Here is a 23,449-nt window from a genome sequence, read left to right as displayed (position 1 = left end):
TCGAAGATTTTCAGCAAGTATATTGTTTTATTTTTCTGTTTACTTTGCCTGCCAAATCAGAGATAGATTAAAATAAATATATCGTTAAGCAGAATTCGATTTTATCGAAGATAAAATCCTTGCGCCTTAAATACAATTTATTTTATTTCTCCTTATTAGCGTCTTTGCGTCTCCCAACTTCTTATAATTAACTTCCCACTCGCTGCTTAAGATCCTCAGCACCTCCTGTTTTTCTAGGCTGTCCGTTTTTAGAAGAGCCAAAATTATAGGTATAGGAGAGGGTTGCCACACGCGTATCTCTTTTTACGGCAAAGTTTTCGATATAATCATTATAAACCGTCTGTCCTTTGAGATTACTGGTAAAGAATACATCGGTGAAAGAAAGCTTCAGTACACTGTTGTTTTTGAATTTCTTCTGCGCTCCGATATTCAGGTACCAGTTCGCGCTTGCATTAAGATAAGCGTAGACTTCCCTTGCCTTATAATTGCCTGTAAGTTCTGCAGTGAAGCCATTTCCTAATTTAAAGGAATTAATACTGTTAATACTGAAGGTAAAATTCCCTTGGTTATTAATCTGTGTTCCGGAAACATTTCCGGTATAGGAACCATAGTAGAAATTGGCACTGTTGTTCATATCCCACCATTTCGTCACTTTTACCGGAGCGATCAGATTTAAGCCATAATAAGAAGCAGAACTCAGGTTTTCAATCGTCTGTACCGTTACTATCTGTCCGTTTTCGGTTACAGGTTTTAAGATATCTGTAATGTTGTCGGAAGTTTTGCTGTAGCTTAATGTGGCAAAATACTTATTGCTCAGGCTGTAAGTCAGCTCATAATTCATTGTGATTTGCGGGTTCAGATCTGGATTTCCGGCTCTCAGAGTAGTCGGGTCAAGATAGAATTTGAAAGGATTCAGCTGGTTGTAGCTAGGTCTTGTAATCCTTCTGCTGAAATTGATTTCAAGGTTGCTTTTATCCGTTAAATCATATGCAAAAACAGCACTTGGAAACAGTTGGGTATAATTTCTTTTATTGATTTGATTGGTGGTAATCTGAGTCCCTTTTACATTGGTGTTTTCAAGCCTTAAACCTGCTGTAGCTTTCAGTTTTTCCCATTTTTTTGAGACATTTCCATAGACTGCATTGATGTTTTCTTCATAAATAAAATGATTGGTTTTATTAAGATCAGGAATGAGAGTACCGGAAGTTGCATTGAAGAATTTCAGATCATTATCAGTCTTTACGAAACTTGTTTTAACCCCGCTTTCCAGCTTCCAGTCGTTGCTGAAGTTTTTGGTAAGGTCGGATTTCAAAGAATAAATATTCAGTTTTCCATCCATATCCCCTTTGATAATATCAAGATTGTCTGTCCCGCTGGCGATTTGATGGGTTCTTGTATCAAAACTCTGTAAAGAAGAATTGGCATAGTTGATGTAGTCAAAATCCGTAGAAATATCAGATCCTAAAGAATCAATCGTATACTTATGATTAAGGTTGAATGAAAGATTGGTCCAGCGGTCATTCGATCTGTTGACGGTGGTAAATGAGCTTTCAGGAAGATGGCTGCTGCCCAGTGTCACATTGGAATTATCGCCGTTGATATTGAATTTGTTCGAAACCAATCCTACGGAAAATCCAAGTACATTCTTATCATTCAGATAATAATCCATTCCCGCTTTGGCAACATGACTGTTGAACTTGAATTTCAGATAATTGTCCTGTACATAGGCTTTTTTAAAAGTATTGTTTTCATAGAAATTCCTGTCCAATACAAGACCGTTATAAGCTTCTCTGTAGGCAAAGCTGTAGTTTCCGAAAATATTGATTTTTTTATTTCGGTGATTGATGCTGAAGCTGTTGTTGTTTTTTACATATTTACCTGTTCCTAAAGACGTAGAAATACTTCCGTTGGTTCCTTTTCTCTGCTCTTTTTTAAGTTTAATATTGATGATTGCAGATCCCGATGCATCATATTTTGAAGACGGATTGGTAATGAACTCTATCTTTTCAATAGTGGAAGAAGGAATTCCCTTTAGATAATTGGCAAGATCACTTCCGGTCATGGGCGTGTTTTTACCATCTATCTGAATCAGGAGATTTCCTTTCCCTCGCAGACTGATATTATCGTTGTTGTCGATATTCACTCCGGGGGCTTTTTCCAGTACTTCAAAAGCAGAATTTCCGGTACTGGCAATGCTGTTTTCAACGTTCATGATCATTTTCCCGTCCTGTCTTTCAATCAAAGGTTTGGTTTTCGTAATGGTAACACCTTCAATGGATTTTACACTCAAATCGATGGCTGTAAGAGTCTTGTTTTCGGTCAGTGAAATATTTTCCGAATGATAGACTTCAGAACCGTTTTTATTAATTTTTACTTGATACGTTCCTTCTTTTAACTCATTAAAATTAAACTTACCATTGCTATCCGCAATTTCTGTTTTGATTAATTTCTGATCTGCATCAAAGAGATTGATCTCCATCTGTTCTGCATTGCCGGATTTTATATTTCCTGACAAAGACAAACTCTGCATGGTCTGCTGGGCGGAAAACATGCTGGTACATACCATCAGCATCCAGACCAATAAGAGTAAAAATATTCTGGTCATAGCGTTTTACTTTTTAGGGGTGAGACAGTTTTCTGAAATTTTCAGTAAAGCTGAATACATCACTTCCATTTCTTTTTCGCTGATTCCCTTTAAAGCAGTGGTACGGTTCTTCTCTACAATATTCTGAACCTCTTTGATTACTTTTGCCCCCGAATCTGTCACTTCCAGATGGGTTTTTCTGCGGTCTTCAGGATGAACATGTCGTGTGATATATTCGGATTTTACCATTAAATCAATAATTCTTGTCACAGAAGCATTGTCCTTGAAAACAAGATCACCAATCTCATTCTGGGTAATTCCCGGGTTTTCCAGAATGGCTTTGATGATGAGCCACTGATCAATTGTAATGGTAAAACCATGGGCTTTCAGCTGGCGCTGAGCATAGTTTCTGTAGGCTCTGATTGCTTTGTCTATGTTGTAGAATATAATTGAATTTAATTTTTCCATACTTTCAGATTTAAAATGATGTATCAATTATTGATATATCAACTAATTAGTAAATCATCACTTTACTTTGTTACAACTCCTGAAAAATATTTTCAAAAATACATTAAAAATGCAGCCTGATTATTTGATATTTGCTTTTGCTGAGGCGCTTGTAGAACCTGAATTAAAATTTATATTTTCTACGGTTTTGAATAATCTGTCGATCTCTTTTCTGACATCCGGGGCAACATTGTAAAATTCATTGATCAAATCTAATGAAGTAGGTTTCTTGGGATACTGATTGTGGGTAAGGAAATTTTTCAATGCCCTGTTTACTTTGTCTTCACCTATCAGATTGCTTAATTCCACCATGGCTGCAGCACCTTTGGAATACGAAATATGTGGATCATCTCCGGTAGCTTTATAGATCGGGACATTTTTGGATAACCCTTTTTCATTGTCATAGATCTGTTGGTGTACTTCAATTCTTTCCTTCATTTTTTCTTTGCCATGCATTTTTTTGTAGAGCATCATTTCTGTGTACATCGCCAGTGTTTCAGTGAGCATCACAGAACCTTCTCTGTCATCGGGATTTATCTGGCTGTTTCCCCACCAAAGATGTGAAAGCTCATGCCCGGCCAGTTCATTGATGACATCCTGCTTTTTGTCTGCGTGAATATTAGCATGAAAAACCATGTCTTCCGGCATAAAGACCGCAGATGGGTAAGCTGTAGCCGCAAAACCTCGCGTAAAAGAAGAAATTTCTGCAAAATTGATGGTTTTAAAAGGATACTTTCCAAAATTCTGCTGACAGTAATCCAGGGTAAGCTTGGTATTTTCAAGAAGATGATTCACATTTTCAGCATGTTTCTGATGGTAAAAAATATTGACGGTAATTCCTTTATAATTCAAGCTTTTTACTTCATAATCAGCTGAAGACACAGCAAACCGGAACGGAATCTGATCTGCTTTATATTCAAAATAATTACGTCCGGATTTTGACCATTTTTTAACAAGATCTCCTGTTCCTATCGCTGTCTGTCCCTGTTCTGTAGAAACAATCATATAGAGGTTGATAAAATCTTTTTTTGCCACTTCCGGTGCTTCCGGTTTCTTCAGTTCAGTGAGCTTTCCCAGTTTGAATTGGCTGCGCTGCTTTTCATCCTGAATTTCATCATCTTTCTGGTAGCCAATCACAGGATAATATCTGCTGATTCTCATAAAAGATCCGTCTTCAATAATGGCATTAAAAGACTGATGGCCATTTACAGCAAACCATTGGTAAGACAGTGTAAAATCAAGTGAAGCTGTTTTACCAGGCAGAAGAGGCTGTTTTAATGAAACTTCTGTGATGTTCTTATGAATCTTTGTTGTTTCACTTCCTGAGGTTATGGCAGCAGATTCAAGTTGTAAATCCTCATTGAAATTGATCAGAATCTTACTGATAGGCTGATTGGTTTGATTTTTAAGGGTATATTTCCCTATGATCTGATAAGCATTTTCAGAAGGAAAGAGTTTGATTTCTGTGGTAATATCAGAAATATCAGGCTGTGGAAGATGTTCATATTTCCGATAGTTTTTTTCATATGCTGCGGAGCTTAAGAGGGTCTGTTCTTCATTGTTAGGCAGATATCCTTTCATAAATAATATTCCGGCAAAGATTCCTGAGATCAACAGAAAAACAGCAATACCAGAAGCAATAATTGGGACTTTTTTTATTTTTATAAGGCTGTTGAGTATCCATAAAATACTGATCATGCCTGCTCCAAACAGAAGTCTTTGTGCAAAAGCCAGTTCATAGATTCCATACCCGTTAAAATCACTGTAAGTTCCTTTAAAATCAGAAAATATTCTGAAAAGCGGATAGGAGATCAACTTTCCGGAAACCGGCCCTGACAATACAAAAACTGAGAGAATGGAAATCCCCAGTGCAATGAATTTATTGGGAATCCGGTCATTAATCAAAAGGATAAATCCGGAAAAGAGAATCAGCGGGAAAGTATTGAAAAGGAAAACACCCAGATAAGCCTTCCAGTCTATATGAAAATACTGATAAGCGGCCTGGAAGATTATTCCCTGAATAATTAGAATTCCGGTAAAGAAAAACAATAACAAGCTGATTGAAATAAAATGTCCGGTCAACCTGTTCTTTGAAAAATAAGTGCTGTTTTCAATCAGAAAAAATCCTGAAGATGAGCTTCTCCAGTACATATCGTTTAGGAAATACGCTGAAATAAGAAGACCTATCAGATGAAAATTTTCTGAGATGGTTGTTGCCATAAGTCCCGAACCGGCATATTTCTGGGGAAGACGAATTCCCTTTTCAATTTCGGCATACATTTCCATTCCAACAGAAAATAGCAGAATAATAGAAACAGCAGGAACAGCAATACTTTTGAACAGATAGGTGAGATCCGTTTTCGTAAAAGAAATCACAGATCGAAATGAGCTCTGCCCATTGAAACTTGGGGTCACAATGGAGTATTCGGAGGTATTTGTTTCAGATAAGGGATGAGTGTTTCCCAATGTTTTTACTTTTCGTCCGGAAGTGTTGGAGAAAGAAAATAATCTGTATGAAACGAAGAGAAGCCCAGCTGATACGATGAAAAATAAAAGTCTGTTGAACAAGAAGTATCCTGTAAAAGGAACAATCTGCATATTTTTCTGATGAGCCGTAAGGTCACGAGCCTGCATGAAATAAGATGACAATCCAAACGGATCAATCAAAGCTGAAAATTGCTGTGTTTCCAATGATTGAGGTAGGCTTCCAGCCATAAATGGTGAATTGGAAAACAATAAAATAATCATATAAAACACATACAAAAGCAAACCTCCCATTACAACCAAGAGTTTTCTCTTTATCGCAGTAGAAATGAGAAACAGAAAACTACAGACAAACAGGCTATTGATAAGACCAAAAATTAATAGAGGGTAGATGTAGTAAATGATATTCACGCCTTCCTGCATTTCGCTTCCGGTACGCATGATTTGCCCGATGAGAAATCCTGTCATTAAGAAAGAAAAACTTAAAAATGTCTGCAGAAAATAGGTGCAGAATTTTCCTTTCAGATAAGAGAATTTTGAAAAAGGAAACGAAAACAGAATACTGTCAAATTTTGAATCCTGATCTTTAAAAAGCAATTGTAATGCATACACGGTAGCGAAAAAAATAACGGCAAGACTCAGCATTCCCATCATAAAACCAATAGTATACGGTGAGTTTAAGTAAATTCCATCTCCTACTGAAAGATTGAACTGGCTGCCGCAGAACATACCAAGACCCACCAAAAGTAAGGCCACAAGATAGGTGAGCCAGTGCTTGGTACTGCGTCTGGCTTCGAATAAAAATAAAGTGTTCATGATTAAGGTTTTTGGGTGAGTGTATGGAAATAAACGTGTTCCAATAAAGGCGTTACGGAACTGAAATCTTTAGGAGATTCTTCAGAAAATACCGTGATGTGAAGCTCTCTTTCCAAAAGCTGTCTGCTGATGATTTCATAGCTGGAATGGTAAGTTTCCAGTTCGTCTTTGTGAATGGGTTTTGACCAGATTCTGTTTTCCAGTTCTGCAATCAGTTTTCCGGGATTTCCTTGTCTGAGGATTTGCCCATGATTCATCACTGCCATCTCCGAACAGAGGTTTCTGACATCTTCAACAAGATGGGTAGACAGAATAACGATTACATCCTGGCTGATATCATTGAGCAGCGTATTGAAACGGTTGCGCTCTTCCGGATCCAATCCTGCTGTGGGTTCATCTACAATGATGATTTTCGGATCTCCTAATAAAGCCTGAGCAACCCCAAAACGCTGTTTCATCCCACCTGAAAAAGTATGGACTTCTTTTTTAGCAAAATCAGAAAGGTTGACCTTTTCAAGAAGATTCAGAATTTGATTTTTACGTTTGTTTTTATCAGTAATACCTTTCAATAGGGCGATATGTTCCAGTAGGTCATAGGCAGAAACTTTTGGGTATACCCCGAAATCCTGTGGGAGAAATCCAAGATTCTGTTTGATATAATCCGGATTTTTGACGATATCTACTTCATTGAAAAGCAGGGTTCCGGAGGTTGGTTTCTGAAGTCCGACAATGGTTTTCATCAAAGAAGATTTTCCGGCTCCGTTGGGACCCAATAGTCCGAACATTCCGTTTTTGATGTCCAGTGAAATGTTTTTAATAGCCTGAAAACCATTTTTATAGGTAAGGCTGAGGTTGTTGATGGATAGTGTATTCATAACGTTGTGTTTGGGGAATAGAAGGACAGGCGGCCTTTCGGCAGCTAGTTTAGAAGTTAGAAATTAGTGGCTGGAAGCTGGAAGCAGGAGGCTAGAAATTAGAAGTTAGAAGTTAGAAGTTAGAAGTGGAAGTTTCAGATAACATGCTCAAAGACTTTCACACTCAAACTCTCACACTCTCCAACGCTCCGACGCTCAAACTCAAACCCTGCAACTCGCACCCCAAATCCCGTCTACTCTTTAAATTCAAGAATATCTCCCGGCTGGCATTCCAGGATTTTACAGATGGCTTCAAGGGTATCAAATCGGACACCTTTGGCTTTTCCGGTTTTTAAGATAGAGAGGTTGACGGGCGTGATACCCAGTTTTTCTGCCAATTCTTTACTCTGCATTTTTCTTTTGGCAAGCATCACATCTAAGTTGACTATAATTGGCATTTTAAATAAATAGGTCTTGTTCGTTTTGCAAATGTAGTCCTTGCTTAAAGATATTCGCAAGAAACAGACAGAAAATTCCAAGCATAAAGTGAATAAACACCAGTCCCCATATCATACTTTCTACTTCCACAAAGAAACTCGCGATAATCACCAGTGGAAGAGGAATGAAAATATTATACAGGTAAAATTGCTTAAGCTGATTGATATTTTCCTGAGTAAACAGCTTCTGTTGGAAAAATACTTTGAAAACTTTGGCTGATAACCAGAAAAAGGTTCCATAAGTGATGAGTACCAACATAAAGGAAAAAATCATATAAGGATAATTGTTTTCGATATTCAGAAACGGCTGTTCCGTAAACGGATAATTGATATGAAGGAACTTTCCGTTTTTATAGGGCGTAACTGCAAATCCGCTGCTCAGACAGAATAAAGCATACACAAAAGTGATCAGATATCCGGCCGAAAGTAAGGAGCAGATATAAAATAAAATCTTTGAAATAATTTTAGTCTGGTTCATGGTATGAAGCATAATTGATATTGCAAATGTATAATTAATTATCGTAAAACAATAATTAATTTAAATAAAATTTTATTTTTTCAGATTAAGATCTTTCAGGAATCTCAATGGAATAGTGTGATAATCATTGTTTTTAATTAATTTTAAATAACAAAAAAATTGAAATCATGGCTTACAGTACAGAACTGGCCGACCGGGTACGTGAACGGCTTTCAATAATAAAAAATATTGAGGTTGAAGAAAAGAAAATGTTCAGCGGACTGTCTTTTCTTGTCAACGGGAAAATGTGTATCAACATCAGTCACGACAATCTGATGTGCCGTTATAATCCTGAGCTGGAAGATGAAGTTTCGGAAAAGAAAGGCTTTCTGCCGATGATCATGAAAGGAAAACAGTTAAATGGATATTGCTATGTAGAACCCATTGGTTTTCAAAAAGCAGAAGATTTTGAATACTGGATAACCATCTGCCTTGATTATAACCCGATGGCAAAAGCTTCGAAGAAGTGAGTTTTGGGTTGTAGGGTTTGAGAGTGGGAGAGTTTGAGGGTAAGAGAGTTTGAGAGTGGGAGTGTTGGAGTTTAACAGTCCCACATTCATCACTCATGATTTATCATTTACGATTCATCATTATATTCGTACAGTTTTTTCCTTATTTCAATCAGGATTTTTGTTGTTTTTTCTAAATCCGGATATTCAGGAAGATTTGATGTGGAATAATGTTTTTCTATTGATTCTATAAGGTTTTCTGCCTTTTGCATTACACTTTCATACGATTGATTTCCCGCTTTGATGTCTAAGAGTTCATCACGATTTTCTACACGGATCGTCAGTGAATTGGTTTTAAAAATCTGTTCACAGGACTGCAGCAGCCGGATGGTGTGCATCATGTTCTTGCTGTCATAATTCTGTCCGTGAGTCTGATTGACATTGTAACGGTCTTCATTACGCTCAGTTACCCATTTCCAATATTCTCTATAGTCTTTGCAGTATACAGAATAGGCATCAAGGTTGCAAAACAGGTAAGCAACAGGTTTTTCATCTTTAGGAATGGATGATACGGAAACCTGGTTCGCTTCTTCATGATGAATAACACCTTTATAGCCCAACGTTCCTGATTCATCATAAAATAACGAATACATTCCTTTTGTATGATCAATATTTACCAATCCACATTTCTCTTGTGATAAACCACCCCGTTCTCCAGAGGAATGGAATTCATGCAGCCATTTTTTCAATGGTACAGAACCTTGTCCTTCCAAAATAAAACAGAAATCCAGGATCGATTTTCTCTCTTTATCAATAGGGTTTAGAATCTTTTTATTAAGACCTTTTGCTTTTTTAATCTGCGAAACAGCATATCCTGCAAAAGTATCCTTGCATAATTTTGACAGGAAATCCTCCGTTTTCAATAGATCCATCAACGGATGTTTATACTGAATACAATCTTCCGGACTTGCCAGAATTTCCAGAATATTAGGATTGTTTTTCTGCAACAATTCTACAAATCTTCCGATTTCATAATACGTAATATCATTCGTCTCATTGGAAATCTGCGGAATATAGTTCAGGCCAAAGAAATCTTCCTTCGGCAGATAATACACCCCACGGATATCCGTATCAGAATTCTCCGTTGCCAACCCAAAAGAACGGCTTCCGGAAATGGCTTCGAAGAGGATGAGGTTTTTGTTTTTTAGAATGGGAATGTTCATTAAGTCTAATGGTAATTTATTTAAAGTATTTTTGTTCTAAAATTTCCACTTTTAAAATACTTGACTCACTAACTCTAAAGTGTCTTTCTTGTCCATTACGTAATAAACAATCAGCAATGATAATTGTTTTAGGAACAAATTTTTTAACATATATGGTTCGTTCTGTTATTTTATCTTTAGCATCTTTATAAATTATTTTGTAATAAGTGTTTTCTTCGAAAGTAAAGTCGTTTACAGTATTGAATTTTTGAAGACTAGAGTCATAATCAGGTATTTTTCGCAATACTAAATCTTCAAGTTTAGCACTATCGTCATCACTCTTGTAATCAGATAAATCCATCTCTAAAGTTTTTGATCTAAAGAAATCATAATACTTTAATTTGTATTTGTAGTGATTAAAGATTAATTCAACCGGTCGTGCGTAAGTATGTTTTAGTTTTAAACCATTTTCAAGTTTAAGTGGTTGCTCAAAATCTTGTTTAATAAATTCTTTGGTCAAAATTAATCTAGAAACAAGCTCTGCTGAATTTTCGGGTTTTATGATCTCGATAGTTTCAATTGGTAAGAAATCTTCTGAGAATGAGCTAGATAATGAGTTGTACCATTTGCATTTTAGTAAAAAAACTGAAGCTATTTTTTTTAGATTTCCAGATTTTGGATTGAAACTAATTTTCTCATCATTTAATTTTACATCAATTACAGTTAGGACAGGTGGTAGAAAGTCTAAATGAGCAGTTATTTTATCCATTGACTTTTGATCTGTTTGACTAAAAGTATTCTTTAATTTTCCCAATTCTAAATCACATGATTTTAGAATAACTTGATTATGAAGAAATTTTTCTCTTATGTCTTCTAAAGAAAATGACTTAGGATAATCAATTTTAAGCTGATTTTTAGTTTGAATATCTTCTAACTCTTCTTTATCTTCTTCGTTGTTTTCTTCTACTTCGTAAATTTTTTTAAGGATTTTTATGTCAAACCACTGATTTTCGAACCTATGTGTTTTATGAGAGTAGAAAATACATCTTATTTGTTTATTTTTTCTCTTCCTGTTTCTGGATCATATTCCTTAGGAGAATTAAGGATTTCTGAAACTACTAAAATTGGTGGGGTCATTGGCGCTAACGCAGAAATTTTAACATTAGTCAAACCATTTCCATAAGGATGGTTTCTAAGAGAATATAAATCCCCAAGTTTAATTCTTTTCATTAATTATAATTATAGTTTTTGGGTAAATTTAATAATTATAATATTATATTTGCTAAACTTGTGCGGAAAGTTAATTTTTTACGGCTAGTTAGGACTAAAGGGCTTTTAGCTTTACTGAATATTTAAGATATTCAGGTATGAAATTTATTAACAGTAGCTCCCATAATAGGGTTAAGCCAGCTGTAAAGATACTAAATAGTTTAATATAAGTCAAGGTCATATCTGATGATTTTGCAGTTAGATTATAATTTACGAAAAATATGATGACTCAGTTATTGGGTACTGGTCCGCTCCTTCGGGATGTATGTAAAATGAAATATTACTATCACTAGAACTTAACGCACAAGTATTTTATGAGTAATTTGCAAAATATTCCAGATTGGCTAAAATCAAAAGGCTATCTCCATTTATCACCAAGTTTAAAAATTGGTGAAAATTGGCAATCATATAAAAGACAAATTGAAAATAAAGAATTTGTATCAAAATATGCTTTTTATCCTTTAATACACTCATTTGTTAAAGAACGAAAATTTAAAAAACATGATTCTACCAAGCATATTGCAGGTGGTCGTTCTCACAAGCACATCATTGAGAAAACTGGATTGGTAGAAAAAACATCTAAATTAAGACCATTACATTATGCTAGTCACTATGATGCTTTAATATATGGTTATTATGCTAATTTATTAAATACAAAATATGAAGAAAACTTTCAATTATTGAGAAATTATCCGATTGTGTTACTGCTTATAGAAAAATAAAAATTGAAGATAACTCAGATAAAGGTAAAAGTACAATACATTTTGCAAAAGAAGTTTTTGACGAAATAAAAGCAAGAGCTAAAGATAGTGAGAAAATAGCAGTTTTAACTTTTGATATTAAAGGATTTTTTTCTTCTTTAGATCATAAAATTTTAAAAGAAAAATGGGCTTTTATCATTGATGAAAAAAACTTCCAAATGATCATTACAACGTTTTTAAATCTTGTACTAATTTTAGCTATGTTCTTAAAGATGATTTAAGAAAATTCAATACAAAATTAGGCAGGAAATCTCATTTTGATGAAAGTAAATTAGCTAGGATTAGAAAAGAAAAAGGTTTTAAATGTTTTTTTGAATCAAATGAAGATTTTCGCAATCAAATAAAAAAAGGTAGGTTAAGAATCTATAGAAACCCTTTCAGAAATATACAGAAAGAAATAATTGGTATTCCTCAAGGGTTACCAATAAGTGCTGTATTAGCGAATATTTACTTATATGATTTTGATAAAAAGATAGTTGAAAATTTGGTCAAAAAAAAGAATATATACTATAGAAGATATTCGGACGACATTGTTGTAATTTGCAAAGTTTTTGAGATTGAAATTATTAAGAATTATTTTGAAAATCTAATTAAAGAAAGTAAGGTAGAAATTAGTACTGCAAAAACGGAGGTTTTCATATTTGAACATTTGGAGTATAATGCATTAAAAAATAAGAGACTAACTTCTATTAAGCTGAATAATGATGGGACACGATCAATTAGCTCACCGTTAATTTATTTGGGATTTGAGTTTAGAGGTTTTAATGTTCTTATAAAATCTACTAATCTGTCTAAATTTTACAGAAGACTAATAAATATTGTAAAAAGAAGAGCTCGCAGGGCTTTTAAAGTAAATCAGAAGGATCCATTACAAAAAAAAGCAATCTATTTAAATCAGATTAAAAAACTTTATAATAAACCATTGAAAGAAATGGATTCAGAAAATAATGAGTTAAAACAGAAATTTCGCACTAAGTCAATTTTAGAACTAAATGAAAGAGGTGAATATTCTTTTATTAAGAAGGAAGCTAAATCAAAAATGAAAAATTCTAATTACATGGGATATGTGAAAAGGTGTTGTGAAATATTTAAGTCTGATCATTTCGAAAATCAATTGCGAAAAAGAAAATATACAGTCCATACAGCTATAAATAGACATTTAAAATAGTTTTTTCAATATTTAAGATGTAATAATTTTTAGATTTAAGGTATTAATTAAACGGATAAGTTCATAATTATTAACAAAATTTGAATTGTTTTCTACATTATAATTCTGAATTAGATAGCTATATTCAGTGAATATTTCCCTAGTATATTGATAATTTTAGCTACAATTGTAATTTGAACCCATAAAAAAAGACTACGGCTTCCCGTAATCTCTAACATTTCTCCAATATTTCCCTAAAAACCCTCTCCATCTCACCCTTATCCGCTTTTCCTCCTGACAGACTTTTCGATTTTTCTTCATTTTCAGCGATTGTTTTCTCCAGAAAATCAAATAGTTCCCAATCGTTCGGGTGATAATAGGATTCTCCTTTGGTTGCTTTTAAGGCGATAAGATCCTCTATTTTCCGTCTGGTTTCGTCATCGGTTAAAACAAGCAGATCACTGAATAATACAGGCGGAACTGTTCCTTTCTTTATGATCCATTTTCCTGTTAAGGTCGTTCGTAAGCAATAGAAGTAACTTTTTAATTTTACTTCATCACTTCTGCAGGCTTCCAGATATTTTTTGCTCATGCTTAAATAATGGTAAGAAACTGCAACCGGAGAAAAACAAGCGTCTGCCAACGGGCTGAACAGTTCCACAAACTTTTCATCTGCTTTATATACTATTGGAGAATAAAACCAGCTTAGTAAGGCCGCATTGGATTTCAGCAGAAGATGAAAGGTCTTTCGCAAATCCCAACCCGAACCGTCCAGATCGTCTTCCGTCATAAATTCTATCGTTTCATCCTTATCCCATGGAGAAAGATACCAGTCTTTTTCATGACGGTATATGAAACGTATGTCATAATCACTGTCAGGAGAGGCAAAACCCCAGACTCTGCTTCCTGATTCTACTGCAAGAAGGACTTCTACGCCCCGGCTTGCCTCAACTTCTTTTATTTTTTCAAGTATTTTTGGTGTCATTGTTTTTGATTTATAATGCAAAGTAAAAGAGGTGGTGCGCAATGTTCTTACGTAGAATTTTTTTGTGTTTGAAAGTTTTAGTGAGAGAGAGTTTGAGGGTGTGTATCTAACTTACAGCTCTCAGCTTATAAAAACTACTGAAAAAGATATAAAATCCTCTTCATTTCACTAATATTGCACTTTCTCAATTTAACATAACTACATTTAATATCCATGTTATCATCAGAATTACAGCATAAAATTGATTTTAAGACAAAACCGTTAGGTGCATTAGGACATCTGGAACATATAGCCCACAAAATCGGAATGGTTCAGAAGACCACTTCCCCACAGTTATTGAATCCTCATATGGTGGTTTTTGCTGCCGATCACGGAATTGCTGCTGCAGGCGTAAGTGCTTACCCACAGGAAGTAACCTATCAGATGGTCATGAATTTTCTGGGTGGAGGTGCGGCCATCAATGTTTTTTGCAGACAGAATGATATTAAGATTAAAATTGTAGATGCCGGAGTCAATTTTGATTTTCCTGAAGGGCTGAATCTGATTTATAAAAAAGTCAGAAAATCCAGCCGTAATATCCTGGAAGAACCAGCCATGACTTTTGAAGAGTACCAACTGGCACTTAAAAATGGAAAGGCTGTAGTTGCTGAAATCGCTGGAAAAGGCTGTAATATTATTGGTTTTGGTGAGATGGGAATTGGGAATACTTCAGCTTCTTCTTTGATGATGAGCAAACTGTTTGATATTCCGATTACCAATTGTATCGGACGCGGAACCGGACTGAATGACCATCAGCTGCAGAATAAGATCAGTATCTTAACGGAAGCGATTGAAAAATATCCGACTGAAATGAGTGAAGATGAAATTGCTCAAACCTTCGGCGGATTGGAAATTGTACAAATGATTGGGGCTATAGAAGAAGCTTATCATCACAATATGCTGATCATGGTAGACGGATTTATAGCCACTGTTGCGGTAGCCACCGTCTGGAAAAAGAATCCTGAAATTCTGAACAATTGTATCTTCTGTCATGTAAGCAATGAAAATGCCCATCCTCAGCTGTTGGGACTGATGAGAGAAAAAGCTATTCTCAATCTCAATCTGCGCCTGGGAGAAGGAACAGGCTGTGCACTGGCTTATCCGATTATTCAAAGTGCCGTTAATTTCCTGAATGAAATGTCAAGCTTTGAAGATGCTCATATTTCGAATAAATCATCTTAGTTTATAAAATAAAAAAGGGGCATCATTGCCCCTTTTTATCTTACATTAAATACAATTAGTAAGTATGCGCAACATCTTTACCTATAAACATCATTCTTACAGGTTTATTTTGAATAGCATCTTCATTGAGTTTATATGAATTAAATATCTGCATGGTTGGAATATACCTGTATAAACCATCATCTACCAAATATAGTTTTCCGGTATTGCTGTTTCGTACCAGTTGAGTTCCTGAAGTGATATCAGCTCCTCTTTCCCCTGTGTAATCCTCTATATTCACTTTAGAAACCAGATAAGCTTTTCCCTGAACAGCAAACAGATGATTGATCACTGAAAAGGATTCAATACGTCTTAGGGTACTTTCAAATACAATGTATAGAGCTCCTGTTGCATTATCCTGGAAAAACTGTCCGTCACGAACCCGATACGCTTTAGGTTCTGAATCTTTCAAATAGAAAGCAATTCCCTCATAAACATAGCCGTCTTTCCCGTCACCCAGCTCATTCTTATCCCTGGTATAAAAGTGAGTTTTTTTATCACCATTAAAATACCTGTAAATAGGAAAGCTTCCCGGCTCATCACCGTTATAACTGGTTCCGAGATCTCTTTTCTCCCAATAACTTTGTCCTACAAGCTCATTCGGGTTTGTTGTTAATACCAGATCATTACTTCCTGTGTGAAACCATCTTGTGATGACCGGACCAGGCCCATCTGCAGATCCTAATAATCTTTCCTGAAAATAATAGCTTAATCCAGGATAGGATTTAGGAAGTTCGGATGGTAAAGGAGAGGTATTGTACAGATGTTTTTTGGTAAGATCACTGTAGAAACCGTAAATAGGATTCGTTAAGTAAAAAGATTTAGACCAGATTCCTGCAGGAGGAGGAGTTGGTGTATCAGGATTGTCTCTGAAGCCTCCTTTTGCCAGCATGTTTTTGCCGGATGCATCTAAGGCTTGTGATTCATTTGCAGTTTCCAGCTCATCACCGGGAGCTGAGCAGCTTATTATGGATATAAGACATAATCCAACGAAATAAGTTTTTTTCATTTGATTTTTTTCATGGTTATTATGGTGCAAAACTAAAAATACTCCGGAAATAAAAGGATAAATTTAAAATGATAAGATTCATGTTTTGTATTTTTTCAATTGATCGCTTTATCATTGTTGAAAGCTTTCCTATTTTTACAGAAATTGATTAATCCAGTTTTTATATTAAAACGAACAGATGAAAGTCCTCAAGAATGAACTGATCTACTTTGCAACGGCATTGATGTTTTTTACAAGAATTCCGGTTCCGTTTACCATTCCTTATTCCAGTGAGATCATGAATAAATCTCAAAAATATTTCGCGTGGATTGGGCTGGTAATAGGACTGATTAATGCGGTGATTCTTTATCTTTCCACAATGCTTTTTAACCTGGAAATAGGGATTGTTTTAATGATGATCGCCAGTGTTTTGCTGACCGGAGCTTTTCATGAAGATGGTTTTACGGATATGTGCGACAGTTTCGGAGGCGGATATGGGAAAGAAAAAATTCTGACTATTATGAAAGACAGTCGGGTAGGAGCCTACGGAACCATTGGTATTATCCTGCTTTTCGCTCTGAAATTCTACAGCATCCAGGCTTTGGGAGTTATGGATCCATTGAAAGTTTTAGGGATCATTATTTTAGCTCATACATCAAGCCGGTTTATTTCAGGAACAATGATTTATACCCATCAATATGTTACTGATATTGATGTCAGCAAATCAAAACCTTTAGCCAATAAACCATTAGACGGAATGGCTTTACTGATAGGATTCGTCAGTGTTTTAATAGCTTTCATCCTGATTCCGGACTGGCGGCTGATTTTTGCTTTTGGGCTGGCATATCTTGGGAAAATCTATATGGGCTGGTATTTTAAAAAACATATCGGCGGCTATACGGGAGACTGCCTGGGATCTGTACAGCAGATTTGTGAAGTTTTATTTTATTTAGGAACAATGATCGCATGGAAATTCATTTAATTCGTCATACCGCTGTAGAAAATCCGGAAAACCTGTGCTATGGTTTTGCTGAAATGCCTTTAAGAAAAGAGTATCCTGAAGATTTTAAAACATTGGATTTAGAAAATGATTATGATCTAATTATTTCAAGTCCTTCCCAGCGCTGCTGCCTTTTAGCTGACTACTTTAAATTCAATTATCAAACGGATGAAAGACTTCGGGAAATGAATTTCGGAAACTGGGAAATGAAAAAATGGACGGATATTCCGGAAGAAGAAATTAATCCTTGGTACAAAGACTTTATCCATGTGAAGGCTTCAGGGGGAGAAAATCTGCTTGAAATGCAGGCTCGTGTTCTCCGTTTCTGGAACGAACTGATTCAGAAAAAAGAAGCGGAAAAAATACTCATCATCGCCCATGCCGGAGTGATTCGTCTGATCCTTCAGGCTGTGCTTCAGTTTCCGCTGGAAAAGATGTTCAGCATCCAGATTGATTATGGAAAAAAAGTGATCATTCATGAGAATGAAGGACTATTTTCTGTTAAAAAGGTGAATGGTTAATAACAGTAGAGAATAAAAGTTTTTTTAACTCCGGAATGACACCCTTGTAAGGATAGTTTGTCCTTCTAGATTGTCATTCCGCAGGAATCTGGATCATGTTAATATTCAATAGGAACGGACTTTAGTCCGTTTGATAAGGATTAAAATTTCAATAGGCTTTAGCCAAAACTTATGTTATTTATATTATAATGGAATACCTATGCTCATTCTAAATTTTGGAGGCTGGATTCCTGCGGAATGACAAACTGTATGGGGAAGGCTTTGTTTGAGTTGAAGACGATAAAATTCCCCTCCCTCGGAGGGGTGGCAAAAATTCAAAGAATTTTTGACGGGGTGGTTTTCAACATTTCTTAAGCAAAATTCCACAAAAAACGTCATCTAATAAATCAGATGACGTAAAGGGAATTATTTAAAAACCCTGATAAAACTATCTTTTTCCAGACTTTCCAGTGAGAAATCAAAATCAGCTTCCGCTTTTTCTGTAGTAATCTCTGCACCAAGCTCTTTTACAAGCTCATTGAAAGACATGGCTTCAGACCATTGCTGATACAATGCGGTTGTTGCCATGGTGGAAACTTCGCTATTTCCCGAAACATGAGAATGTCCGGCTCCGAAATTCAATAGTACGAAACATTGTTTTTCGTTTTTAGGGATCAGCATTCCCAGAATCATTTGTTTCTGAACTGAGTTACATCTGGCTTCTGCAAACAGATTGTTAGGATTCATCATATAATCGTAGGAAATATGATCTCCTTTTCCGACAATGATTTTATATCCACAATTTGCATCACCGCTGAAAACGTTATTCATGATAAGGGTTGGGGTAGTCAGTCGTTTATCAGCATACAGATATTCCACGGCACCATTAGGAGCAGAAGTTATATCTCCTGAGTACATCAATTGTCCGTTACCATAATTATAAGCAGCATTCCAACCTATTTTTCCAGCGATGTTCAATCCTGAAAGGTCAAGGTCATTCGCTCCCCATTTGTTTTCCCAGTAAATACCTACAGCCAGTCTATCACCATAAAAACGGGTTCCGGTAGGAATATTCCCGACAAACATTTTCTCAGAGGTCGGTAATGCAAATTCTACATTCTCAGGGAAATAGAATTTCTTTCCGGACAAGTTTTCATACTTCAGTTTCAGATAATCCAAAATGAATTCATAGTTGTACTGGTTCACATAAGTTTCCTTACCTTTTTTAGTCCATGATTTTCCATTTCTGACTCTATACACGAAAGTATCCTGACCATACATTCTTGAATGACATGCCGCCAATGCTTTGAATAATGCAAACGGTGTTGCATTTTCCAGCCAATGCCAATCACTGTTTTCCAGTAATGTATTGGTAGCATCATTCAATGGGTTTGAAATGAGTGGTTTATGATGTGTTTTAGACAGCTTCGAAATTTTATTAATGGCTTTCGGAGCTCTGTTTTTATAAGCAAGGAATAAAGGCTTAAATCTGTTGAAAATTTCCGCCATTTTCTCCTGCCCAAAACTCTCAAATAAATATGCTGGATTGAATTTACTTTGCTTGATTAAATCAATCAGTTCATCATTTTTGATTAAAAGCGTTGTATGGGTTGTTTTATAAATCACATAACGGAAAAACTCAACAGGATTTTCGGGATAGACATCATAGAGATCTGCTATTTTTATAACCGCTTCTTTATTTCTGATGTTTTCTTTTCCTGTAAAATCATATTCAAGCTCTGTATGTAAAATAGAAAGCAAGTCGTCAACGGTTTCTTCTTTTAAAGCAATTCCTGATCTCAAAAGAGAAAGGCATTTTTCCTGCATTTCTTCCACAGTATAAGCCTTGATGACTTTAAAAATCAACTTTGTACCAGGAACATTCAATATTTCTTCAGGAATATACATTTCATTTTGGAAATTACTTCCATACGTTGAAATATAATGGGTGAACTGTTCAAACAATAAGTCTATTCTGGAGGTATTTTTTATTTTCTCCCAGGACTTATGAAACGTTTTATTCAAATCATTTCCATTTAATTTTTCCTTTGCATAATAGGAGATGATTTCATTTTTTGCCCATACAGCATCAGATTCAATGATAAAACCATCATCAGAAATAAATGGCTTTTCATCAGATTTTCTAGCCAATACAGCATTGAATAATTGTAGTGTTTTCATTGTTTTAAGTTTAAAAAATAAGTGAGGAGTATATTCATTAAAAGTGAAGGGTATAGGAACTCCTTTTACCTATAGTTTATAAAAAGCGGGGAGTAGTTTATCAAAAAATATATAGGAACTCCCTTTGCCTGATAATGAGTGAAAAAGCGGAAAGTAGGTCCAAAATATAGGAACTTTCTTTGCCTTTAATTTTTTAACATATGAAAATGACTGATAGGTGAATATACACATTTTCATTGTTTTGAGGAGCAGACAGGACTCGAACCTGTGACCCACAAACCTGGTGATTTATAGGAACTTTATGTGCCTGCAGCGAAAAGTAATTCTTGTTGCTCTACCATCTGAGCTACTGCCCCTGCCGTTATGAAAAACGTTTTCATGAACCTTACAGGCTTTTATACCCATAAGGTTTGGTTATTAGTTTTTTTGAAAACCTTTAAGGTTTATTAATTAAATTAAGAATTATGCTTTTCTATATTTCTTCTTTCTCTTCCATGGAGCATTCTTCTCAACGTCTCCAGCCATAATACACCCGTAAGGCATCACTTCATCCAGAACTTCGCAAAGTCCGTATTCTTCGATCTGTGCTCTCACATTCTTAGCACTTTTATAAGCGCTCGGAAGCTCAGAAATATCAACTTCATTAGAGTAGAAACGGATATCTAATCCTTCTGTTTCTTCATTGAAAATTTCTTCGGTTGTTTTATGAGCCAAAGATCTTTTATGCTGGCTTCTGCTGAAATTTCTTCCGGCTCCATGCGGTGCAAAACCTAAGTTTCTTTCATTCGTTTTTCCCTGAACAATCAGTACCGGTTCTGCCATATTCAACGGAATCAGTCTTGGTCCCGTAATATCAGGCATGAATTTATCATCCAGTGGAGTGGCTCCTTTTGCATGATAGAAAAGGTCTCCATCCTTGAAAACAAAGTTATGTTCATTCCAATATCTGTTTTCCTTTTCCATTTCCAGCTTATTCAGCACGGCATCATGAAGGGAAGTATGGTTTTCTTTTGTCCATTGTCTTATTAGCTGAAGGGCTTCCCAATAGGATTTACCTTCTTCAGTATCATAAGGAATCCAGGCATTTTCTTTCAATGTTTCAGGGGAGATTTCCTGTCTGAAACGGTTGGCAACCTTCATTCCTTTATCGTATAAAGCAGCTCCTGGAGCTCTTGATCCATGGTGTGTCACCATCATGGTATTTCCTGTATTTTTAGAAATCCCCACGAAAAGGAAATGGTTTCCGTCTCCCTGAGTTCCCATATGAGAACGGGCAATGCTGATCAGTTTTTCATCATTCAAGAAGTCATTTTCTCTGAAAGCATCCATCAGTTCCTGAGACATCGGCATCTGTTCACCTCTTGGTCTTCCTCCATATCCGAAGTGGGTGATAGCATGTGCTGCATCCAATACCTCTTTAGGATTTGTTTTTCCAAAATCTGTCAGCATCACAGAACAACAGATATCTGCACTATGGAATCCCGGGTGAATGGCATTTTGTGCTACTACCACACCTCCTACGGGAATCTGACCTTCAGGACCTGTCGGGCAGGCATCAGGCATTAAAGCTCCGCCAACCAGAGTTGGGGTTTTCATCAGAACTTTCATCGTTTTGATTACTTTTTCCACATTATCATTTTCACTTTCATGCTCCGCCCGTATGTTGATCATAAAATCTTTAGCTGTTTCATGAAGCGGAATTATATCCGGCTGTTTGAACTGTACCAGATATTCTGCGATCTCATGTTCACCCAGATTATTCTCGTTGATATAGCTAATGGCATCTTTAAACCATTTTGCGGGTCTATATCCTAATTCGATTAAATGATTTCCATTAAATTCCATGTTGTTTCATTTTGATGATGCAAAGTAATATCATTATTGCGCAATAGTTTTGCGTAGATAAAGAAATTTTAATTATTTTTACAAAAAGTTTAATAACAAGACGAAAAGCAGCTTTGCAGATTCGTAAAAATACTCTATAACTTAAAAAAAACAAGGCTCATGGTATTATTAGAACAATTAAAACATTTCCCGGAAACTATCCAGTTTAATGATGTTATCGCTCATATTGATGAACATTATGAATTTACTCCTACCGCTTTTCAGAACGGTGATACAACCAATCAGGCAGGGCAGAACAATGGTTCTTGTAAAGTGTTCAGCTTCGCAAGCATTCAGGATCTGACAAAAGAGGAGACTCTTTGGCTTTTTGGTGAGTATTACAGAGATGATGTTTTGAAACATCCTGATGGAACTGATCACCAGAATATCCGAAACTTCATGAAATCTGGCTGGGAAGGAATTACTTTTGACGAAAACGCTTTAAAAGAAAAATAATTTTTAAGAAAAAAGTAAATTTCTTATTTAAAAAACACCACATCATTAAACACTAAGGTATGTCATCCAATAAAAATGCTCTGATCCGGTATAAAACATTAGATAAATGTCTTAAAAACAAATACAGGAAATATACGCTGGAAGATCTCATTGATGAATGTTCAGAAGCATTATTTGAATTTGAGGGAAAAGAGTCCTATGTAAGTAAAAGAACCGTTCAGCTTGATCTTCAGAATATGCGGAGTGAAAAATTCGGATATGAAGCTCCTATTGAAGTCTACGAAAGAAAATACTACCGTTATAGTGATCCGGAATACAGTATTCATAATATCTCTGTGAATGAAAGTGACCTGAAGGCTATGAATAATGCGGTGCAGATTCTGAAACAGTTCAAGGATTTTTCTATGTTCAAAGAAATGAACGGTGTTATTCAGAAACTGGAAGACTCTATCCATGCTACCAACCAAAAATCTATTATTCATTTAGATAAAAATGAACAATTGAAAGGGCTGGAGCATATTGATATTCTGTATGAAAGTATTGCCAATAAAAAAGTATTGAAGATTCTTTACAAAAGCTTTACGGCCAGAGAATCCAATGTATTTACTGTACATCCACAGCTGTTGAAGGAATTCAACAACCGTTGGTTTCTGATCTGCCTTTACAAACAGAAAATGTACAATCTGGCACTGGACAGAATGGAGCGTATTGAAACAGATGACAGCCTGTATATTGATAAAGATTTGGATGGAGATGAATACTTTAAAGATATTGTAGGAGTTACCGTCTCAGAATCAATGGATCCGAGGAATGTGATTTTCTGGGTAGATGCGGGAAATGCACCTTATGTGAAAACAAAGCCGCTGCATAAAAGTCAGGAGATTATTAAGGAAGACGATGAAGGTACCCTGTTTAAAATTTGTGTTCAGATTAATTTTGAACTGGAAAGATTACTGCTTGGATTTGGGGACGGCTTGATTGTTCACAAACCCCGAAAATTAAGAGTGAAAATGGGAGAAAAATTCAGTGCTGGAAGCAAAAACTATCAGAGCTTGGTTGTTCCTGATGAAAACTAAATTTTTTGTCCATTTTATCTTGGCTTGGAAAT

The 23,449-nt window shown here is 35.7% G+C and carries 21 protein-coding genes and 1 tRNA gene; 8 read left to right on the top strand and 14 right to left on the bottom strand.

The window, feature by feature from the left end:
- Window positions 1-187: 187 nt before the first annotated feature.
- The 6 genes from ACWPWS_RS10830 to ACWPWS_RS10805 all read right to left on the bottom strand — a co-directional run bounded on the left by ACWPWS_RS10830 (window position 188) and on the right by ACWPWS_RS10805 (window position 8,220).
- Window positions 188-2,605 (bottom strand): TonB-dependent receptor domain-containing protein, encoded by a 2,418-nt coding sequence (locus ACWPWS_RS10830; protein WP_454046495.1) that lies wholly within the window; start codon window positions 2,603-2,605, stop codon window positions 188-190.
- 6 nt (window positions 2,606-2,611) lie between these two features.
- A complete protein-coding gene (locus ACWPWS_RS10825; RefSeq protein ID WP_209785527.1) occupies window positions 2,612-3,052 on the bottom strand; it encodes a MarR family winged helix-turn-helix transcriptional regulator in 441 nt (146 codons plus the stop codon).
- A gap of 120 nt (window positions 3,053-3,172) precedes the next feature.
- Entirely contained in the window at window positions 3,173-6,391 is a 3,219-nt protein-coding gene (locus ACWPWS_RS10820) for a M1 family aminopeptidase (protein ID WP_454046494.1), read from the bottom strand.
- Window positions 6,392-6,393: 2 nt separating this feature from the next.
- On the bottom strand, window positions 6,394-7,266 hold the full coding sequence (locus ACWPWS_RS10815) for an ABC transporter ATP-binding protein (protein ID WP_454046493.1): 873 nt from the start codon (window positions 7,264-7,266) through the stop codon (window positions 6,394-6,396).
- A gap of 233 nt (window positions 7,267-7,499) precedes the next feature.
- Complete coding sequence (locus tag ACWPWS_RS10810; RefSeq protein ID WP_002980904.1) at window positions 7,500-7,703, bottom strand: helix-turn-helix domain-containing protein; 204 nt, start codon at window positions 7,701-7,703, stop codon at window positions 7,500-7,502.
- Window position 7,704: 1 nt separating this feature from the next.
- The gene (locus tag ACWPWS_RS10805) at window positions 7,705-8,220 is read right to left on the bottom strand and encodes a DUF2975 domain-containing protein (protein ID WP_209785524.1); all 516 of its coding nucleotides are present in this window, start codon (window positions 8,218-8,220) and stop codon (window positions 7,705-7,707) included.
- Between the two features lie 167 nt (window positions 8,221-8,387).
- Between ACWPWS_RS10805 and ACWPWS_RS10800 the strand changes: the two genes are divergently transcribed.
- Window positions 8,388-8,729, top strand: coding sequence for a TfoX/Sxy family protein (locus ACWPWS_RS10800; RefSeq protein ID WP_454046492.1), 342 nt, complete (start codon window positions 8,388-8,390; stop codon window positions 8,727-8,729).
- A gap of 107 nt (window positions 8,730-8,836) precedes the next feature.
- Here ACWPWS_RS10800 and ACWPWS_RS10795 read toward each other — a convergent pair whose 3' ends face one another.
- The 3 genes from ACWPWS_RS10795 to ACWPWS_RS10785 form a co-directional block, all read right to left on the bottom strand.
- On the bottom strand, window positions 8,837-9,931 hold the full coding sequence (locus tag ACWPWS_RS10795; protein WP_454046491.1) for a nucleotidyltransferase domain-containing protein: 1,095 nt from the start codon (window positions 9,929-9,931) through the stop codon (window positions 8,837-8,839).
- 16 nt (window positions 9,932-9,947) lie between these two features.
- On the bottom strand, window positions 9,948-10,724 hold the full coding sequence (locus tag ACWPWS_RS10790; protein ID WP_454046490.1) for a hypothetical protein: 777 nt from the start codon (window positions 10,722-10,724) through the stop codon (window positions 9,948-9,950).
- 233 nt (window positions 10,725-10,957) lie between these two features.
- On the bottom strand, window positions 10,958-11,140 hold the full coding sequence (locus tag ACWPWS_RS10785; RefSeq protein ID WP_454046489.1) for a hypothetical protein: 183 nt from the start codon (window positions 11,138-11,140) through the stop codon (window positions 10,958-10,960).
- 353 nt (window positions 11,141-11,493) lie between these two features.
- Here ACWPWS_RS10785 and ACWPWS_RS10780 point away from each other — a divergent pair, with 353 nt between their 5' ends.
- Window positions 11,494-11,901, top strand: coding sequence for a hypothetical protein (locus ACWPWS_RS10780; RefSeq protein ID WP_454046488.1), 408 nt, complete (start codon window positions 11,494-11,496; stop codon window positions 11,899-11,901).
- 319 nt (window positions 11,902-12,220) lie between these two features.
- Window positions 12,221-13,108, top strand: coding sequence for a reverse transcriptase domain-containing protein (locus tag ACWPWS_RS10775; protein ID WP_454046899.1), 888 nt, complete (start codon window positions 12,221-12,223; stop codon window positions 13,106-13,108).
- A gap of 211 nt (window positions 13,109-13,319) precedes the next feature.
- Here ACWPWS_RS10775 and ACWPWS_RS10770 read toward each other — a convergent pair whose 3' ends face one another.
- Window positions 13,320-14,072, bottom strand: coding sequence for a nucleotidyltransferase domain-containing protein (locus tag ACWPWS_RS10770; RefSeq protein WP_454046487.1), 753 nt, complete (start codon window positions 14,070-14,072; stop codon window positions 13,320-13,322).
- Window positions 14,073-14,285: 213 nt separating this feature from the next.
- Between ACWPWS_RS10770 and cobT the strand changes: the two genes are divergently transcribed.
- On the top strand, window positions 14,286-15,293 hold the full coding sequence (cobT, locus tag ACWPWS_RS10765; protein ID WP_454046486.1) for a nicotinate-nucleotide--dimethylbenzimidazole phosphoribosyltransferase: 1,008 nt from the start codon (window positions 14,286-14,288) through the stop codon (window positions 15,291-15,293).
- Between the two features lie 55 nt (window positions 15,294-15,348).
- On the opposite strand, the gene ACWPWS_RS10760 is transcribed toward cobT, so the two are convergent.
- Entirely contained in the window at window positions 15,349-16,341 is a 993-nt protein-coding gene (locus ACWPWS_RS10760; RefSeq protein ID WP_454046485.1) for a hypothetical protein, read from the bottom strand.
- A gap of 178 nt (window positions 16,342-16,519) precedes the next feature.
- Between ACWPWS_RS10760 and ACWPWS_RS10755 the strand changes: the two genes are divergently transcribed.
- Together ACWPWS_RS10755 and cobC are read left to right on the top strand one after the other, a co-directional pair.
- Window positions 16,520-17,302, top strand: a complete 783-nt coding sequence (locus ACWPWS_RS10755) for an adenosylcobinamide-GDP ribazoletransferase (protein ID WP_454046484.1) — start codon at window positions 16,520-16,522, stop codon at window positions 17,300-17,302.
- The gene (gene cobC, locus ACWPWS_RS10750; protein ID WP_454046483.1) at window positions 17,287-17,841 is read left to right on the top strand and encodes an alpha-ribazole phosphatase family protein; all 555 of its coding nucleotides are present in this window, start codon (window positions 17,287-17,289) and stop codon (window positions 17,839-17,841) included. The genes ACWPWS_RS10755 and cobC overlap by 16 nt, the downstream gene beginning before the upstream one ends.
- Window positions 17,842-18,246: 405 nt before the next feature.
- On the opposite strand, the gene ACWPWS_RS10745 is transcribed toward cobC, so the two are convergent.
- The 3 genes from ACWPWS_RS10745 to ACWPWS_RS10735 form a co-directional block, all read right to left on the bottom strand.
- Window positions 18,247-20,001: a hypothetical protein gene (locus ACWPWS_RS10745; RefSeq protein ID WP_454046482.1), complete on the bottom strand. Its 1,755-nt coding sequence runs from the start codon at window positions 19,999-20,001 to the stop codon at window positions 18,247-18,249.
- A 244-nt stretch (window positions 20,002-20,245) separates the two neighbouring features.
- Window positions 20,246-20,357 (bottom strand) — tRNA-OTHER (locus ACWPWS_RS10740).
- Window positions 20,358-20,463: 106 nt separating this feature from the next.
- Window positions 20,464-21,846 (bottom strand): RtcB family protein, encoded by a 1,383-nt coding sequence (locus ACWPWS_RS10735; RefSeq protein ID WP_454046481.1) that lies wholly within the window; start codon window positions 21,844-21,846, stop codon window positions 20,464-20,466.
- 159 nt (window positions 21,847-22,005) lie between these two features.
- Between ACWPWS_RS10735 and ACWPWS_RS10730 the strand changes: the two genes are divergently transcribed.
- Window positions 22,006-22,341: a HopJ type III effector protein gene (locus ACWPWS_RS10730; RefSeq protein WP_105683933.1), complete on the top strand. Its 336-nt coding sequence runs from the start codon at window positions 22,006-22,008 to the stop codon at window positions 22,339-22,341.
- 59 nt (window positions 22,342-22,400) lie between these two features.
- The gene (locus ACWPWS_RS10725; RefSeq protein WP_454046480.1) at window positions 22,401-23,417 is read left to right on the top strand and encodes a helix-turn-helix transcriptional regulator; all 1,017 of its coding nucleotides are present in this window, start codon (window positions 22,401-22,403) and stop codon (window positions 23,415-23,417) included.
- The last annotated feature ends 32 nt before the right edge of the window (window positions 23,418-23,449 follow it).

Source organism: Chryseobacterium sp. Marseille-Q8038, from assembly GCF_965111995.1.
This window is presented reverse-complemented; position numbering and strand designations above follow the sequence as displayed.